Origin of the sequence: Kitasatospora sp. NPDC087861, assembly GCF_044742585.1 — a bacterium.
GTDB lineage: Bacteria > Actinomycetota > Actinomycetes > Streptomycetales > Streptomycetaceae > Kitasatospora.
The window spans coordinates 1-14,206 of record NZ_JBIUUS010000007.1; the positions used below are offsets into that span (position 1 = coordinate 1).

Genomic DNA, 14,206 nt, shown 5'->3' on the forward strand with positions numbered 1-14,206 from the left:
CAACCGACCGCTCCGACACTCGCAACGCGGCAGCGATCTCCCTGTTCTTCTCCCTGCCCTCGAAGCGGACCACGGCCTGAAGCCGGATCCGCTCCTGTGCGGCCCTCTCGGCGTCGGTCAAGCCGCCGCCCTGCGCGTACCTCACAGAACCACAGCTACCGGACCCGAACCCTCGCTGTCAGGCGAACGGCCCGACTTCACTCATTCAAGTTCAGTAGTCGTCCGTTGCCTGCAGATGGCCTACCCGAGCCGAGTCAATTCGGGCGCTGCGAGCGACGGATCGGAACGTCTCCACCGTCGGTCGTGCGGCCGAAGACCTCAAGCGCGGGCAGCTTCTCCCCGCCCTCGCTGTCGGCGTCGGCGAGGTCGGCCAAGCCGTCCTTCGCGCGCCGGTCGTCGGCGATCCGCGGGGTCGCGGTGAAGTAGAGGCACCACTTCGCCGGCACCCGGTCGTCGTCGTGGACGGCCGCCCACGCCTTCCCCTCGGCTCCGGCGGTGCGGTGGGCCTCGTCGAGGACGACCAGGTCCCAGGCGGGCAAGACGAACTGCTGGTGGGCCTGGACGATGCGCTCCAGCGAGGCGTAGGTCGCGTACACGGTGACCGGCTCGCCGGGCTTCTCGGCGGCGACCAGGTCGGCAATCCGGGCGGCCTGCGTGGTCACTTGGGCGTGGACGCGACCGGCCCGCCTGCCCACCAGCGTCACCAGCCACGCCGGCCGCGTCCACCAGACGCCACCACGCACACCGCCGGACGAGCACATCAACACCCGCCCGGACCACGACAGAGCGTGCCGGTCAGGAAGCGCAATGGGCGGCCGTCAACACGGCGAAGGGCGGCCCGGACTTGGAGTCCGGGCCGCCCTTGGGCGTGTTCGGGTCAGGCATCGAGGCGCCGTCCGAGGGCTCTCAGCCGAGGGAGGTGAGGAGGGCGTTGAGGGCGTCCGCCTCGGTGGCCTTGTCCGGGTTCGAGGCGCGCAGCGCCTTGAGGACGTGGTCGATTTCGCCGTCGAGGAAGGTCCAGGCCTGCTGGTTCTTGGGTTCGAGGGTGGGCTGGGCGTCATCCCAGGCCTTTTCGAGGTCGGTGACCCGGGTGGTGGCGGCTGCCTGGTGGCCCGAGTTGAGCTTGGCCAGGGTGTCAGCGGTGATCGTACGGAAGTTGGCGATGTCAGCGGGAGGGAACGATGAGGTCGCCTGCTCCGGGGTGAGTGGGGCGGACGCGGGTGCGGGGCCGTCACCCTCGCCGACCGGAGCCGCGTGCGGCTGATGGTTCGCCCAGACCAGGAGCACCGCGGTGGCGACCGCCACGACGGCGTAGTAGCCGAGCATGATTCGCTCGCGCACCGGGTTCGCCACCCCGGCGGCCTGGGGGTGGGTCTCGATGACGTCGCTGCGGCTTCGGGTGAGGTAGAGGACGGTCGCGAGGATCGCGACCAGGAAGACCACACTGGTCACCGCCGTCCCCAGGTCCAGGCCGCCGTCGCTGCCGGGCGAGGCGAGCCAGTCGCCGAGGTTGGCGCCGAGCGGGCGGGTGAGGATGTAGGCGAGCCAGAAGGAGAGCACCACGCTCGCGCCGAGGCGCCACGCGAGCACGATGGCCGCGATCAACCCGAGCGGAAGGAGCACGGAGACGCCCGGGGTCCAGCCCGTGAGCTCCAGGGTCCAGTCGCCGGTCGCGGTGCCGAGGGCGAAGGTGACCAGGACCGCGAGCCAGTAGAAGAGCTCTCGGGGGCGGGTGACGATGCTGTGGATCGACAGGGTCCGCTCGCGGGTGTACCAGGTCCCGAAGACGACGGCGAGGACACCGGCGAACACACTGCTGCTCACCGCGAGGGGGACGCCCTGGCTGTCGGTGAGGATGTCGGTGTAGAGGGTGCCGGTCACACTCAGCACCACGACGGTGAGCCAGTACACGAACGGGACGTAGCGCTTGGTGCTGAGCTGCCAGCCCAGGGCACCGGCCAGCACGGCGGTGAAGATCAATGAGGTGTTGATCAGGCCGACACCGAGAGTCGTGTTGATCCAGTCGGCGAAGCTCTCGCCGACCGTGGTGCACAGGATCTTGATGACCCAGAACCAGATCGTGACCTCGGGGACCTTGTTCAGCATCCGTCGGGCGTCGGGCGCGGCCGAGAGCCGTTCCGTGGTGGTAGCCATGGGGGCGAGGCTTGCATCCCGGACCTGAACACAACCTGAGCACCGGTTCGGGGATACGCACCGGCCGGGTAATACTGGCCTGCATGACTGCTCACCGCGTGCTGGTCGTGGAGGACGACCACGGACTCCGCGACGTGCTCGCCCGAGGCCTGCGCGAGGAGCATTTCGAGGTGCTCACCGCCACCGACGGGGCGGGCGCGCTGCGCGTGGTCCACGACCGGGTGGACGCCGTGGTCCTGGACATCGGTCTGCCCGACTCCGACGGGCGTGACGTCTGCCACGCCATGCGCGCGGCGGGCTTCGACGCGCCCGTCCTCTTCCTCACCGCCCATGACGCGCTGGCCGACCGGCTGTCGGGCTTCTCAGCCGGGGGCGACGACTACCTCGCCAAGCCCTTCCACCTGGCTGAGCTCGCGGCCCGGGTACGCGCCGCGATCCGCCGCAACGGGCGCGAGCCCGGTGTGGAGGTCGACGGCCTGCGGCTGGACCCGGTCGCGCACGTGCTGGAATCCACGAGCGGCGAGTCGGTGGCACTCACCCCGACCGAGTTCCGGCTGCTGGCCTGCCTGATGGCCGCCCCCGGTGCGGTGGTCCGCAGGCGGGCGCTGTTGCGGGCGGGGTGGCCCGAAGGCGCCCAGGTCAGTGACAACACCTTGGACCAGTACTTGGTGCGCCTGCGGCGCAAGCTGCGCGAGGCGGGCAGCGCGCGGGGCATCCTGACGGCGCGCGGCGTGGGGTACCGCTTCGCATGAGGACCACATGAAGGTCATGAGAGCCCCCGCCACCCTGCGCGGCCGCCTCGCCCTGGTCGCGCTGGCCAGCACCGCGATCTGGGTCGCCGTGCTCACCGCCGCCTTCAACGTGGAGCTGGGCGCGCGCCTGCGCCAGCAGGCCGACGACCTGGTGCGCACCCGTGCGGTGGCGGTGGCCGCGACCATGGAGGCCCAGCCGGACGGGCGGATCGTGGAGCGCGAGCCGGCCGACGACCAGGCTCTCGACGTGGGCATCTGGATCTACCAGGGCGCCACGGCAATCCAGCGCCCCAGCGCATCGAGCACGCTCCAGGACCGCGCGGACCACCTGGCCGGAAACGGCGAGACCTTCACGGACACCTCCGAACCGCACGCCTTCCGGCTGTACGCACTGCCGGTCATGGCAGGGAGCCGACAGGTGGGCACAGTCGTCGCCTCGGTCGGCCTGGACGCCTACCGCTTCACCGCCCAGTCGGCACTGGCCGGCTCGATCGGGCTCTGCGTACTGCTGCTCGCCGGCATCTACCTCGTGACCCGCACAGTGGTCGGCCGGGCCCTGCGGCCGGTGAGCGAGATGAGCGCCCAGGCCTCCGAGTGGAGCGAGCACGGCACCGCCCAGAGGTTCGGCGCCGACGGTCACCTCGCCGAGCTCGCGGGGCTCGCCGGCAACCTCGACCAGCTCCTCGACCGGCAGGCCGCGATGCTGCGCCACGAGCAACAGCTGACGGCCGAGCTCTCCCACGAACTGCGCACCCCCCTGGCCAGGATCACCGCCGAGACCGACTGGCTCACCGCCCGCCCCCGCAACGCCGACGAGCGGCGCGCCTCGCACGAGGCCATCGCCGCCGCCGCGGCCCAGATGCAGCGGATCTGCGAGACCCTGCTCTCCGAGGCCCGCACCCGCACCGACCAGGTACCCGGCAGCTGCGCCGTGGAGGACGTGGCCCGCGCACTGGCCGGGCGCAGCCGCGAGGAACACCCCGAAGCCCCGCCCATCACCGTGGTCGGCGACGGCGCGACCGCCGGCGTCTCCGCCGCGCTCATGGAGCGCATCCTCACCCCGCTGCTCGACAACGCTCGCCGCTACGCGGTGCACCGGATCACCGTGGAGTCCGAGCGGCGGCCCGGCGGGGTGCTGGTGGCGGTGGTCGACGACGGCTGCGGCGTACCCGAGACGGTGGGCGCGGCCGTCTTCGAGGCGGGCCGCCGCGCCCACCCGGACGACGGCCACGACGGCGCGGGTCTCGGCCTCCCCCTGGCCCGCCGCCTCGCCCGCGCCGCCGGGGGCGACATCACCCTCGCACCCTCGCCGGACGGCGCGAGGTTCGTGGTGTCGCTTCCCACGGGCTAATGGACGGGACGTGGCACGGGCGAGCCCCGATCAGCGGCCGGTTCCCATGCTGGCAGCTGGTGCTCCGGGCTGTCCGGCCCCTCCCCGCCGCAGGCCCTTCGGCTGTCGCGCTGGGGGTGTTCGTCGCGGTCGTCATGGTGACGGCCGCCGATTCGGTGGTCGTCCTGGTTCCCGGGCGCCTCGACATGCGAGCAGGCCGGCATCCGGGCGGTGTCGAGCATGCGGTCGCTGTCCGAGGCCGCCGAGGTCAGGCTCGCGCAGCTGACCGCCAGGACGAGGCCGCCCGCCAGCAGCGGTAGCGGCCGGTGGGCGGGCGGCGGCGCAACCAGTGCCCGTACCCGTTGCGGGACGGCCCCGCTGGCGGCGGCCAGTCGGGCCGGCCGAGCGCCGCTGCCCGCGGTGGCGAGGGCGGCCCGGGCGAGGGCCCGGGCCACCACCGTCCGGTCGCCGACCGCGGTGGCGGCGTCCTCGTCGGCCCACCGTTCCAGCATGAAGGCGCCCGTGTCCGCCAGGGGCCGCAGCAGCGGGTTCACCGCCGCCGCGAGACGCCAGGCCGCGAGGAAGCGGTGGTGGCGGTGGGCGAGGTGGGCGCGTTCGTGGGCAAGCAGGGCCTGCCGCTCGACGTGGTCGAGGCTGCGCAGCATGCCGCGGGTGACGACGATGCGGCCGGGGGCGCCCGGCAGGGCGAAGGCGTCGGGGGTGTCGTCGTCCAGGACGGCGAGCTCGCCGCCGGACGGCAGCCGCCGGACCTCCCGCCGGGCCAGGCGGTGGGCAGCGGCCTGGCGCAGGGCCGCGGTGCCGAGCGCGGCGGCGGAGGCGGCGAGGGCGAGCGCACCAAGGACGCCGACCGGGCCGAACACCGGGTCGGCGGCGCGCAGGAGCTGCGGGGACCAGTGGCCTTCGCGGGCGATGCCAGGGATCTGCACGAGGGTGGCGAACGCGAGCAGGGCGAGGGAGCCGAGCCAGCCCGCGGTGGCGACGGCGGCGGTGCACAGCAGCGCCCAGGCGGCGGGCCGCGGGGGCAGGCGGCGGGCCGCACGGGCGACGACGGCCGGGGCGAGGGCCGCGATCAGGAGCGGGATGTAGACGGTGATGTGCACCGATCAGGGCTCCTGCTGGCCGGTCAGCAGCCGCTGGAGGAACTCCTCGTCCTGCCGGGAGAGTTCGGAGACGAAACGGGCCAGGGTCGCCTGCCGGTCGGAGCCGCGCTCTAGGAGGGAGCGCATCTGCTCGGCGGTGTGGGCGGCCTCGTCGCGGGTGGGTTCGTAGGCGTAGCCGCGGCCTCGGGCGTGGCGGGCGACGAGGCCCTTGTCGTGGAGCCGGGCGAGGATCGTCATGACGGTCGTGTAGGCGAGGTCGCCGGACAGCGCCTCGCGGACCTGGGTGGCGCTCAGGGGCGAGTCGGCCGCCCACAGGGCGGCGAGGACTTCGCTCTCCAGTGCCCCGCGGGGCCGCCGCAGGGCGCCGCAGGCGCCGTCGGCGTGCGTGTCATCGCTCATCGTTCATGCCCCTTCCACCTGGCGGCCGCGCGTCCATGGTCGCCCGGGGAGATTATCGCCCCGACCCGGCATGCCCCCACCTACTACATGTTGTAGAGTCCCGGCTCAACGACGCCCGGAGAAGAGGACCCCGTGTCGCACCTCGGCATGCCGGTGGACCGGAACGCGGCCAGGATCGCGCTTCCGCACCAACGACGCAGCAGCGCCCGCCCCCGCATCGGGATCATCTCCGCCTCCGTGGGCGCCGGACACGACGGCGCCGCCGCTGAGCTCGCGCGCAGACTCTCCGACGACGGCGCCACGGTGGACCGCTGGGACCTGCTCGACCTGCTGCCCGCCCGCGCCGGGCGGGCCGTCAGCGAGCTGTACCACGGGCTGCTCGAACACGCCCCGTGGGCCTATCAGCGGATCTACAGCAGCACGGAACGGGCCGGCGGTGCCGGCCCCGCGGCCCGCGCCCTACTGCGCACCGCGCAGGAACGCGTGCTGCGTGCTCTTCCCGCTGGCACCGGGGCCGTGGTGTCCACGTATCCGGGGGCCAGCCACGTGCTCGGTGGGCTGCGGTTGGAGGGGCGGCTCAGCGTTCCGGCCGTGACCTACCTGACCGACTTCTCGGTCCACCCGCTGTGGGTGGCACCAGGGGTAGACGCGCATCTGGCAGTGCACGAGGTGCCGGCCAGGCAGGCTCGCGCACTCGGAGCGGCAGGCGTGCAGGTCTGCGGGCCCGTCGTCGATCCGCGGTTTCGCCCGCCGAGCGAGGCGGAACGAGCCGACGCAGCCAGGCGCTTCGCCCTCACTCCAGGGGTGCGGCACGCCCTTCTGGTGGCAGGTTCCTGGGGTGTCGGTCCGGTACGACAGGTCGCAGGCGAGATCCTCCGCAGCGGCGTGGCGGTGCCCGTCGTGGTCTGCGGCCGCAACCGGGCGCTTGCGGCACGTCTCACGGCCGATGGGATCGAGCACGTCCACGGTTGGACGGAGGACATGCCAGCGCTGATGTGGGCCTGCGATGTGCTGGTCCAGAACGCCGGCGGCCTCACGTCGCTGGAGGCATTCGCCAGCGGTCTCCCCGTCGCTGGCTATCGCTGCATACCCGGTCACGGAACCACCAACTCAGCAGCCCTGGACGAGGCAGGGGTCGCCGTCTGGATCCGCGAGCCGAACGACCTCCAAGGTCGCCTGGCCGACCTGATGGACGGAGAGTGCGGCATGCGGCAGCGCGACGCCGGCCTCGCCCTGTTCGCCGACGAGCCTCGCCTCGGGCCGGCGGCCGCCATCAGCCGTTCCATCTCCGCCACGCGCCACGATCCCGAAGCCGGAACGGTGTCCAGGCGCCCGGCCCCCGGCACGCCGCTGCAACGGCCGGTCCTGCGCCTGGCAGCGACGATCACCGCCGCCACGGCCGTCTGGGCCGGGGCGGTCGGAACAGCCGTCGCCACCGGGCACGACGCACCTGCGCTCCTGCGCGCGATCAACCAGCACATCGATCCGGACGACCATCCGCACATCCAGCCCGAGGGGACGCGCCCATGACCGGCCGCCGGCTGCTGCGCGCCGCGCTTCCCGCCGTTGCCCTCGCGCACGCCGCCCCGGTCATCTCCACCCTCGGCCCGCTGCGCAACCGCTCCATGCCCCGGCTCGCCGGTCAGGGACGCGCGGACCACGTCGCCCTCACCTTCGACGACGGCCCCGACCCGGTCTCCACCCCGTACTTCCTCCGGCTCCTGGCTGCCCGCAACCTCACGGCCACGTTCTTCCTGCTCGGCGAGGCCGCATCACGCAACCCCTCACTGGTGCGCGAACTGGCGGGCGCCGGTCATGAGATCGCCATCCACGGCTGGCTGCACCGCCCGCTGCTGCTCCGCGGCCCGAGAGCAACCCACGACGACCTCGCCCGGGCCCGGGACGCTGTCGGCTCCATCATCGGCGCCCCACCCCGATTGTTCCGCCCTCCGTACGGCGTGATGAGTGCCTCCGCACACGTGTCCGCCCGCCTGCTCCAGCTCACCCCGGTCCTGTGGACGTGCTGGGGCGAGGACTGGCGCCGAGGTGCCACGCCGGCCAGCGTGTACCGGACCGTCACTTCAGACCTCCGCGGGGGCGGCACCATCCTCCTCCACGACTCCGACTGCACGTCCGCACCCGGCTCGTGGCACAACACCCTCGGCGCCCTCCCACCCATCCTGGACGAGTGCGAACGCCGCAACCTCACGGTCGGCCCGTTGCGGAACCACGCAGCGTCGACGAACGGCGCTGGAGCAGGAGGCACCTCACCTGGCACGCAGTAGCCAGGATGTCGAGGTCCGGTACCAATGTGAGCCCCCCACGGGCTGTGCGGGTTCAACGGTGGCCGCCGCCAGGAGGTGGCGGCCTGGCGGGCGGTCAGCGTAACCACGGCTCTGGGGCCGGGGCCGGCGGCGCAGCGGGGGTCAGGACTGGTCGGCGCAGCGGGTGATCCGGTGGTCGCGTACGCCGCATTCGGGGCCGCGGTCGAAGGCGACGACGTACGGCCACGGGGTCGGGTGGCGGCGGACCTTGGTGATGACGCCGAGGGTGCCGGCCGGGGCGTCCACGCGGACGCGGGCGTCCTCCTCCCAGTGCTCCAGCGCCCGCTCCCTCTCTACCGGATCGGCCAGCGTGCCAGGGTCCAGGATCAGCACCGGCGGGCAGCTCTGCGTGTCGGAGGTGGCCGGGACGCGCTGGGTGCCCCGCCCGGTCGCGCCCGGCATCAGGGTGGGCAGCGTGGTGGTGTCGGTCATCGTGTGATGCCTCCGGAAGTCGGGAGCGGGGCGGCCCGATATCCGGGCCGCCCCGTGGGCGGTGGTGCTACTGGTCGGTGGCGCAGTCGTGGTTGGCCTCCACGTAGTCGCCGTCCGCGAAGTCGGTGTCGAGCGTCCAGCCGCACTCCCCGCACTCGGCACGGCCCTCCCAACCGACTGGTCTCCGTCGCCCTCGTCGCAGTCGTGGTCGGCGTCCACGATGGTGCCGTCCTCGAACCAGGCCTCGCCCGTGCTGCCGCAGTCGCCGCAGTACCAGTCGGCGCACCAGTTCACGGTCAGCGGCTTGTAAGTGTGCTGCTGGGTCGTCACTGCCTCTCCTCGGAACGGGGGGGTCGGCCGTCCCGACCGGGGTGGGCCGGGACAGCGGGGTGTGCGGGGGGGCATCCGGCGACGGTCTCGGTGTGCCGGTGGAGAGCGTCCAGGAGCGCGGTCTGCTGCTGGGTCAGCTTCCCGTCGGTGCGGGCCTTGTCCTGCTTGCGCAGCCAGGTGCCGGGCCTAAACGTCGGGTCGGCCTCGCCGCCGGTGCGGTTGACGGGGCCGTCCAGGGTGCCGCCGGCGGCGAGGTAGGCGAGCAGACGCCGGTAGGAGCGGTTCCAGTCCGGCTCCAGCCGCCACAGCTCGTCCAGCCCGTCGAGCTTGGCGGCCTGGTCGGGGTTGAGATTGTCGGCCTTGCGCTGGCGGCGCATCCACGCGCCCACGGCGTAGTCGTCCAGCTTCACGGTCGCTGGGATCGCGAGGTGGCCGTGCTGGCGGTGGAACGCCGCCGCGTACGCCGCACCGCGCTCCCAGGCGTTGGCGAGCTTCGACCAGATCATGCCGAGCGCGTCCAGCTCGCTGACCCGGGCCGCATCCAGCAGGCCCTGACCGTTCAGGTGGCGCTGGCGGGCGAGCCAGGAGATCAGCTCGGCGTGCTTCGTCTTGTCGGTGGGGTCGAGGTGGCCGTGCTGGAGGTGGAAGACCGCCGCGACCGGGGGCGCCCGGATCGAGGACCTGGTCCAGCGCGGATCGTCCGCCCCCGTCTGGCACCCGCTCAGCGGCCGGGGCGGGCGGCCGTGCGGGTGGACTGCGCTGTAGCCGCCGGGCGGGAGCGGCGGGGTGGCCTATCGTCCGGCGCGGCGCAGGGGCCAGCGGACCGGCCACCCACAGCGCCGGGCCGGACGGACGGCCCGGGCTGGCGCGGCGCCAGCGCAGACGGAGGTCGCGGGACCGGGCCAGCCCGACGGCTGAACCCGGCCGGAGGCGGCCTGACAGGCCGGCCCCGGAGAGCAAACGCGACACAGAGGCAGACACCGTGACAGCGAGCCGAGCCCGGCCCAGACCTCGACAAGGGCCAGCCAGGCGCAGCCGCGGAAGCCGGCCCGGCGCAACAGACGGTCCCACGACAACCAGGACAGCCCGGCCGACGGCCCCGGTGACGGCCCGCACGGCGGGCCCGGTCCAACAAGCTGGCCCGCCCCGCGGGCGACCGGGACGACAAGCCGACGGCGCAGCGAGCATCGCCCGGCAGGCGGCCGGGACAGCGGACCGACGGGTTCACCGGGCACCCAGCCAAACCACGACACGACGACAAGCCCAACCCGGCAGGCGGTGCCGGCGGGCGGCGGTGTGCCGGGCGGGGCGTGCCGGACGGCGGGTGTGGAAACCGGGTACCGGCGCGGCGATGAGTTTTCCGGCCCCGGAAGGTCTACATCTCGACCGGGACGACCAACTCATCGGGAGTAAGTCATGGGCCTCATCCACATCGAACTGTTCACGACCCTCGACCTCGTCGGGCAGGCGCCCGGCGGCCCCGACGAGGACCCGGTCGGGTTCCCGTTCGGCGGCTGGCAGGCGCCCCTGATCGACGAGGCCACCGGAGCGCAGATCCTCGCCGCGTACGACGGCACGGACGCCCTCCTGCTCGGCCGACGGACGTACGACATCTTCGCCGCCTACTGGCCGCACCAGAAGGACGGCGAGATCGCCGAGCTCTTCAACCGCGTCCCCAAGTACGTGGCCTCCCGCGGCACGCCCGGCCTCCCGTGGGCCGGATCCACACAGCTCGGCCCGGACCTGACCGCCGCGGTGCGGGAGATCCGTGACCGGCACGAACACGTGAAGGTCGTCGGGAGCCTGGACCTCGTGCAGACCCTCCTGCAGGAGAAGCTCTTCGACCGTCTCGACCTGTGGGTGCACCCGATCGTGCTCGGCGTCGGGAAGAAGGTGTTCGACGGCGGCGCGGTGCCCACGAACCTCACACTCCTCGAACCGCCGGTGGCCGGTCCGCAGGGCACCGTGTACCTGCGCTACGGGCTCGCCGACGGCACGCCTAGGACGGGAGACATGAGCGCGCCCGACCGCGGTCTCGGGCTCGACGACGTCCGGTGATCCGATGACCACTGTCAATGCCGATGGGATCGCCTTGGGCGTCGAGTCGTTCGGTGACGTCGACGCGCCGCTCGTCCTGCTCGCGGGCGGGACGACGATGCTCTCCTGGCCCGACGCGCTGTGCGAGCGCCTCGCCGCCGGCGGGCGCCGTGTGGTGCGCTACGACCTGCGCGACAGCGGGGAGTCGACGACGACGGATCCGCAGGCGCCCGCCTACACCCTGCGCGGCCTCGCCGCCGACGCGGCGGCCCTGGCCGACGCGCTCGGCGGGGCTCCTGCGCACCTCGCGGGGATCGGCGTCGGCGGGATGGTCGCCCAGGTGGCCGTGCTCGACCATCCGGGCGCGTTCTCCGCGCTCACCCTGGTCGGCACCCGCGCGGTTGCCCCCGGCCCGCCCGACGACGACCTCCCCGACCACGACCAGGCGACGATGAGCCGGCTGTTCGCGCGTCCGATGCCCGACTGGACCGACCGCGAGGCGGTTGCGGACTTCGCCGCCACCGGCGCGGAGATCCGCGGCGACGACCCCGTCGCCGCGCGCGCCATCGCCGCGCGCATCTGGGACCGCACGCCCGGCACCGCACCCCCGGTCCAGATGGCCAACCAGCTGGGCCTGGTGTTCTCCCGGCTCGACTGCACACCCCGCTGGCGCGAGCGCCTGCCCGAGATCGCGGTCCCCACGCTCGTCGTCCACGGCCGCCGCGACCGGTTCTTCCCCGTCGGCAACGGCGAGGCGATCGCGCGCGCGATCCCCGGGGCACGGCTGCTCGTCCTCGACGAGGCCGCCACCGCGATCCCCCACGCGGCGGTCGGCGAGGTCACCGAGGCGATGCTCACGCTCGGATAGAGGACAGCGGGTGCCGCACGGGTCCGGCCTCCGGGCTGGGCGGACCAGACCTTGCCCGCGTGGATGTCGCGGCGCACGGCCGTAGTGCCGGGCTCGAACCGTGCCTCGGGCGCGGTCTCGGGCAGGGCGGTCACGGCTGGCCCCAGGTCCGGCAGGCGGGCTCGTGCCAGGTGGTCCGCACGACCATCCCGCCCGGGGTGATGTGCTCGCTGGACCAGGTCCGGCAGCACCCGCCGCTCGGCCGGGCCGGAGCCGGCAGCCTGGCGGCGCGGACAGCGGGGGCGGGGGCGGCGGGCGTGGCCGGACGGCAGCGACGGCGGCGCCTGGTCGAGGGTGTCGTCATGCCGCAGGCTCTGCCCGCACCACCGTCCCGCCGAACCTGACCGCCACCCGGACGGCCCAGCCACCGCCGTTCTCACCGGCCGCTGACCTGCGCCAACGGCCGAAACTCACCAGGCCGGCGTGGAAGCTCACCAGCGGCCCGGGGCGAAACTCACCGGCCCCGGGGCGAAACTCCCCCGTGCAGGTCACAACGGCCGGGCCGGGTGCAACACGGGAGTGCAACACGCTGCCCGCGGGCCGGGATCGCCAAGGTTTTCGCAGATCAGCGGTGCAACGCGGGGTCAGGAGCGGCGCCACCAGGAGCCGGTGTTCTTCGCCCTGGCCGCTTCGGCCGCGGCGGCGGCCCGCTTGGCCCGCTTGGCCCGTTTCCGGTCGGACTACTCCTGCTGGCAGGACGTGCACAGCCGCTCGTCCCAGCGTGCCCGGTCCCACTCCGCGTCGGTGAGCTTGGCCGAGCAGCGGGTGCAGGCCGGGCGGCTCGCCTCCCGTTCGGCCTGTTCGCGGGCGCGGCGGCTGGCGGCCGCGGCCTGGCACTCGACGGCGAGGACCCGGTCGCCGTCCGGGTTGTCGAGCGCGGCGGTGAGGGTGTGCCAGCCGCGGCGGCCGAACCGATGCCACACCGGGGCGCCGGCGCCATGTGTGTCGAGCAGCTGCAGCGTGGTGGCGACCACCGACAGAGCCAGGTGGTAGTCGCCGGCCGTCACTCCGGCGAAGGGGTACGGGCGCGGGCTCCAGTAGGCGGCGGAGCCGTCCTCCACCTCGTCGAGACGGCGCAGCAGCCGCTGGTGGTCGCGCGCGTGGACGGCGTCGCCGCCGTACGCGGGCGCGTACCAGGACACCTCAGAGGCGAGACGGCCGGCCGCGGTCAGGCACCACAGCTTCCGGCCGTCCGGCAGGCGCGGTTCCTCCCGGACCCTCCCGGTGTCCTCCAGGTCAGCGATGGCGTCGCGGGTCGCCTTGTCGGTCCGCTGTCCCGGCAGGACCAGTGCCAGAGCTCACGTGCGGTGGCACGCTGTAACAGGCCGAGCGCCACCAGGACCCCCTTCCTGACCGGTTCCGTCGAACCCCGCTTCCACTGCACCTCACCGGCGGCAGGGGGAAGAGGGTGGTCGCCACGGCCGCGGCCCCTTGACCGGGGCCGCTGGCCTGCGGAAACGGGCCGATCCGCTGTCGGGGCGTGGAGGTGCCCGGAGGCGGTCCGGGGCACCTTGCCCCGGCCAGGCGAGGCCTTCGACGGGCGCCCGTCGCCCAGGATCTGCACCATGGGCCGTGCTGTGGCTCGACGCTGGTCTCAGTGTCCCCGACCGACCGTCGGCGGTCGGTCGGACGACGAGCACAGTCCCAGTAGTTACCGTACGATTTACCCGCCTGGGTTTCACAACTCGCTATCAGCGTAGAGGAGTTGAGCTTTCAATGGTTACCTTTGACAACCGGTTCCACCTCATCACGCCCGCTGGTGAAGGCAGCATGGTCTTTTTCAGCGGCACGGTGATCGAGGCTGCCAACGCGACAGGGGCTGACTGGCAGCGCTTCAACATCACCTTCATCCTCGACGAGGTCGCGTGGTCCAGCGCCCCGGCGGTCGCCCCCGCGGTGTCCCTCGCCGCCATCAGCACGGAGGCAGACGGCAACAACGCCGGCTGGGCCGTGGACAGGTCGAACTTCCATTTCGTGGACGGCCGTATCCAGCTGAGCTGCGATCTCGCCGTCCGCGGGACAAGCAATCTGCTCAGGCTGACCTACCAGGTCACCGCCATCGGGAATATCGCGTGACAAACCGGCCGGTCCCGGCCGCTTCCACGGTCTCGAAGATCCAGTCCGCCATGAACAGCGGGTTCGCTCCCACCACGGGTCAGTGGACCATCTCCTGACAGAAAGACCACTGCTGCACCTGCCACCGGAGGCGACCCCACGGCCAGGACGGGACCCGACCGAAGACAATCCCGACCCGACCCGACCCGACAGACGACAGTGGACACCCCGGCCCAGGTCCCTGTCGCCGGGTGCGGACTGACTGCGGGAGGCGGCCAGCTCCAGCCACGCGGCCGGGCGCGCGTCGCGGGCGTCGGGCTGCCCGTACGGCGCCCCGGCGGCCGCCGCCGAACGCCGGGCGGCCG

General features: G+C 73.3%; 15 protein-coding genes and 1 pseudogene. 7 read left to right on the forward strand and 9 right to left on the reverse strand.

Annotated features, from left to right (window positions below; translation table 11 throughout):
- Window positions 1-254: 254 nt before the first annotated feature.
- Both ACIOJE_RS12310 and ACIOJE_RS12315 read right to left on the reverse strand, forming a co-directional pair.
- Entirely contained in the window at window positions 255-662 is a 408-nt protein-coding gene (locus ACIOJE_RS12310) for a DEAD/DEAH box helicase family protein (protein WP_400775522.1), read from the reverse strand.
- Between the two features lie 244 nt (window positions 663-906).
- Window positions 907-2,154, reverse strand: a complete 1,248-nt coding sequence (locus ACIOJE_RS12315) for a hypothetical protein (protein WP_400775524.1) — start codon at window positions 2,152-2,154, stop codon at window positions 907-909.
- 83 nt (window positions 2,155-2,237) lie between these two features.
- Here ACIOJE_RS12315 and ACIOJE_RS12320 point away from each other — a divergent pair, with 83 nt between their 5' ends.
- Both ACIOJE_RS12320 and ACIOJE_RS12325 read left to right on the forward strand, forming a co-directional pair.
- Window positions 2,238-2,906 carry a response regulator transcription factor gene (locus ACIOJE_RS12320; RefSeq protein ID WP_400775527.1) on the forward strand — a complete coding sequence of 223 codons (669 nt, stop codon included), beginning with the start codon at window positions 2,238-2,240 and terminating at the stop codon, window positions 2,904-2,906.
- Window positions 2,907-2,913: 7 nt separating this feature from the next.
- Window positions 2,914-4,257, forward strand: a complete 1,344-nt coding sequence (locus tag ACIOJE_RS12325; protein ID WP_400775528.1) for a sensor histidine kinase — start codon at window positions 2,914-2,916, stop codon at window positions 4,255-4,257.
- Here the strand turns inward: ACIOJE_RS12325 and ACIOJE_RS12330 are convergent.
- Both ACIOJE_RS12330 and ACIOJE_RS12335 read right to left on the reverse strand, forming a co-directional pair.
- Entirely contained in the window at window positions 4,254-5,357 is a 1,104-nt protein-coding gene (locus ACIOJE_RS12330; protein ID WP_280686332.1) for a M56 family metallopeptidase, read from the reverse strand. The genes ACIOJE_RS12325 and ACIOJE_RS12330 overlap by 4 nt on opposite strands.
- Window positions 5,358-5,360: 3 nt before the next feature.
- Window positions 5,361-5,756: a BlaI/MecI/CopY family transcriptional regulator gene (locus tag ACIOJE_RS12335; protein WP_280686331.1), complete on the reverse strand. Its 396-nt coding sequence runs from the start codon at window positions 5,754-5,756 to the stop codon at window positions 5,361-5,363.
- A 132-nt stretch (window positions 5,757-5,888) separates the two neighbouring features.
- Here ACIOJE_RS12335 and ACIOJE_RS12340 point away from each other — a divergent pair, with 132 nt between their 5' ends.
- Both ACIOJE_RS12340 and ACIOJE_RS12345 read left to right on the forward strand, forming a co-directional pair.
- On the forward strand, window positions 5,889-7,286 hold the full coding sequence (locus ACIOJE_RS12340) for a UDP-N-acetylglucosamine--N-acetylglucosamine transferase (protein ID WP_400775533.1): 1,398 nt from the start codon (window positions 5,889-5,891) through the stop codon (window positions 7,284-7,286).
- Window positions 7,283-8,041, forward strand: a complete 759-nt coding sequence (locus ACIOJE_RS12345) for a polysaccharide deacetylase family protein (protein ID WP_400775536.1) — start codon at window positions 7,283-7,285, stop codon at window positions 8,039-8,041. Before ACIOJE_RS12340 ends, ACIOJE_RS12345 begins: the two co-directional genes overlap by 4 nt.
- A 141-nt stretch (window positions 8,042-8,182) precedes the next feature.
- Here ACIOJE_RS12345 and ACIOJE_RS12350 read toward each other — a convergent pair whose 3' ends face one another.
- The 3 genes and pseudogenes from ACIOJE_RS12350 to ACIOJE_RS12360 form a co-directional block, all read right to left on the reverse strand.
- Window positions 8,183-8,512, reverse strand: coding sequence for a hypothetical protein (locus ACIOJE_RS12350; protein WP_400775537.1), 330 nt, complete (start codon window positions 8,510-8,512; stop codon window positions 8,183-8,185).
- Between the two features lie 326 nt (window positions 8,513-8,838).
- Window positions 8,839-9,348, reverse strand: coding sequence for a helicase associated domain-containing protein (locus ACIOJE_RS12355; protein WP_400775540.1), 510 nt, complete (start codon window positions 9,346-9,348; stop codon window positions 8,839-8,841).
- 9 nt (window positions 9,349-9,357) lie between these two features.
- Window positions 9,358-9,567: pseudogene (locus tag ACIOJE_RS12360) on the reverse strand (helicase associated domain-containing protein); the annotation flags it as partial.
- 691 nt (window positions 9,568-10,258) lie between these two features.
- Here ACIOJE_RS12360 and ACIOJE_RS12365 point away from each other — a divergent pair.
- Window positions 10,259-10,900, forward strand: coding sequence for a dihydrofolate reductase family protein (locus tag ACIOJE_RS12365; protein ID WP_400775543.1), 642 nt, complete (start codon window positions 10,259-10,261; stop codon window positions 10,898-10,900).
- A 4-nt stretch (window positions 10,901-10,904) separates the two neighbouring features.
- Complete coding sequence (locus ACIOJE_RS12370) at window positions 10,905-11,747, forward strand: alpha/beta hydrolase (RefSeq protein ID WP_280686328.1); 843 nt, start codon at window positions 10,905-10,907, stop codon at window positions 11,745-11,747.
- Window positions 11,748-11,877: 130 nt separating this feature from the next.
- On the opposite strand, the gene ACIOJE_RS12375 is transcribed toward ACIOJE_RS12370, so the two are convergent.
- Window positions 11,878-12,090 (reverse strand): hypothetical protein, encoded by a 213-nt coding sequence (locus ACIOJE_RS12375; RefSeq protein ID WP_280686327.1) that lies wholly within the window; start codon window positions 12,088-12,090, stop codon window positions 11,878-11,880.
- 376 nt (window positions 12,091-12,466) lie between these two features.
- Entirely contained in the window at window positions 12,467-12,928 is a 462-nt protein-coding gene (locus ACIOJE_RS12380; protein WP_400775546.1) for a hypothetical protein, read from the reverse strand.
- A gap of 574 nt (window positions 12,929-13,502) precedes the next feature.
- On the opposite strand from ACIOJE_RS12380, the gene ACIOJE_RS12385 reads away from it, so the two are divergent.
- Window positions 13,503-13,862 carry a hypothetical protein gene (locus ACIOJE_RS12385; RefSeq protein ID WP_280686325.1) on the forward strand — a complete coding sequence of 120 codons (360 nt, stop codon included), beginning with the start codon at window positions 13,503-13,505 and terminating at the stop codon, window positions 13,860-13,862.
- Window positions 13,863-14,206: the final 344 nt, after the last annotated feature.